Below are 2,055 nucleotides of genomic sequence, written 5' to 3'. Positions count from 1 at the left end.
CCGCCCGCCCCGCCGCCCGCCCGGCAGCACCCGAATCCGGGCCCGGCCCGGCACGATGGGACCGGAGACACCCCGGAGGAGGAGACAGCCATGGCCGAGCACACCGTCGAGGTCGACGGCATCGAGCTGTGCACCGAGTCCTTCGGGGACCCCGGGGACCCGCCCATCCTGCTGATCATGGGCCTCGGGGCCTCGATGCTGTGGTGGGAGGAGGACTTCTGCCGGCTGCTCGCCGACGGCGGGCGCCGGGTGATCCGCTACGACCACCGCGACACCGGCCGGTCGGCCACCCGCGGACCGGGTCGCCACGGACCGGGCCGCCCCGGCTACACCGGCGCCGATCTGGCCGAGGACGCCGTCCGGGTGCTGGACGGCCTGCGGATCCCGGCCGCCCACCTGGTCGGCGTCTCGGCCGGCGGCGCCCTCGCCCAGCGGCTCGCGCTCGGTGACGCCGCCGCCCGCGTCCGCTCCCTGGTCCTGATCAGCACGTCCGCCGCCGTGCCCGGGGACCGCGACCTGCCCGCACCGACCGAGGAGTTCCTGCGCTTCGCCGCGACCGTGCCCGCCGACCCGGCGGACGCCGGCTCGGTGACCGACCACCAGGTCGCGTACGCGCGGATGCTCGCGGGCGGCCGGCGCCCGTTCGACGAGGCGGCCGCCCGCAGGCTGGTCCGGCGCGACATCGAGCGCGCCATCGACTTCACCGCGGCCCGCAACCACGACGTGCTGACCGACGGCCCACCTTTGTCGGCGCCGCTGTCCTCGATCACCGCGCCCACCCTGGTGATCCACGGCTCGGCGGACCCGATGTTCCCGCCCGCCCACGGCGAGGCGCTCGCGGAACAGATCCCCGGGGCCCGGCTGCTGGTCCTCGCGGACGCCGGCCACGGGGTCGAGCGGGCGGACTGGGCGGTGACCGTCCCCGCGATCCTCCGGCACACCGCACCGGACTGAACCGCCCCGGCCGTGCAGCCGACGACGGACCGTGCCCGCCGCCCGGTACAGGAAGATCTTCGGCGCCCGCTGCTGACAGGGTGCCACTTCCGGGGTCCGTCACCGCAAGATCTCCTGCGGTGTCCGAACGGCTCCGGGTCCGCTTGCCGCACGAGTTGCCGGCCGTGACGTCCCGCCAGGCTGCTCCGTCCGGTGTCGTTCACCCGTTCGGCCCGGTTCGGGCCGGTGAGGGCGGGTATGCCCGGCGAGTCCCCGGCCACCCCGCGGACCGAGCGCACCCGGAGGAACCCGTGCCCGACATGAACGGCCCCTACAAGCCCGGCACCCCCTGCTGGATCGACCTGATGGTCCCCGACCAGCAGGCCGCCCTCGACTTCTACTGCGACCTCTTCGGCTGGCAGGGTGAGATCGGCCCGCCGGAGACCGGCGGGTACTCCGTCTGCCTCCTCAAGGGCAAGCCGGTGGCCGGGATCATGCGCGCCTCCAACCCCGACGGCTCCACCCCCGACCCGATGCCGCCGACCGTGTGGACCACCTACCTGACCACCGACAGCATCGACGCCACCCTCAAGACGGCCACCGACGCGGGCGGCAGCGTGATGATGGGCCCGATGGACGTCATGGCCCTCGGGCGGATGGCCGTGATCACCGACCCGACCGGCGCCGTCGTCGGCCTCTGGCATGCCGGCACCTTCGACGGGGCCGGCATCGTCAACGAGCACGGCGCCCTGAGCTGGAACGAACTGAGCACCGGCGACACCGGCGCCGCCGCCGCGTTCTACTCGGCCGTGCTGCCGATCAGCACGGCCCCGTCCGAGATGCCCGGCGCCGAGGGCTACACCCAGTTCCAGGTGGCCGGGCGCGCGGTCGCCGGGATGATGGACCTCTCCGCGCTGCCGCCCGGGGTCCCGCCGCACTGGCTGCCGTACTTCAGCGTCGACGACGTCGACAGCGTCCAGGACGCCGCGGTCCGGGCCGGCGGCAGCGTCATGGCCCCGGCGTTCGACATGCCGGCCGGCCGGATGGCCGTCCTCGCCGACCCGCAGGGCGGCACCTTCGCGGTGATCACCGCCACCACCCCGGAGTAACCGCCGGGTCGCG

At 74.9% G+C, this 2,055-nt stretch carries 2 protein-coding genes; both read left to right on the top strand.

The features are described from left to right. Positions 1 to 90 precede the first annotated feature (90 nt). Positions 91 to 954 (top strand): alpha/beta fold hydrolase, encoded by an 864-nt coding sequence (locus tag AA75_RS44310; protein ID WP_033826249.1) that lies wholly within the window; start codon positions 91 to 93, stop codon positions 952 to 954. A 299-nt stretch (positions 955 to 1,253) separates the two neighbouring features. After that, a complete protein-coding gene (locus AA75_RS44305; protein ID WP_033826248.1) occupies positions 1,254 to 2,042 on the top strand; it encodes a VOC family protein in 789 nt (262 codons plus the stop codon). The last annotated feature ends 13 nt before the right edge of the window (positions 2,043 to 2,055 follow it).

The organism is Kitasatospora sp. MBT63, from assembly GCF_000710465.2.
Lineage (GTDB): Bacteria > Actinomycetota > Actinomycetes > Streptomycetales > Streptomycetaceae > Kitasatospora.
The sequence above is the reverse complement of the archived record's forward strand: the minus strand, read 5'-3'. Positions and strand labels throughout refer to the sequence as shown.

What these genes read in the sequence shown, in the direction of transcription:
- AA75_RS44310 (WP_033826249.1), top strand. Translation starts at nt 91, where the DNA reads ATGGCCGAGCACACCGTCGAGGTCGACGGCATCGAGCTGTGCACCGAG.
- AA75_RS44305 (WP_033826248.1), top strand. Translation starts at nt 1,254, where the DNA reads ATGAACGGCCCCTACAAGCCCGGCACCCCCTGCTGGATCGACCTGATG.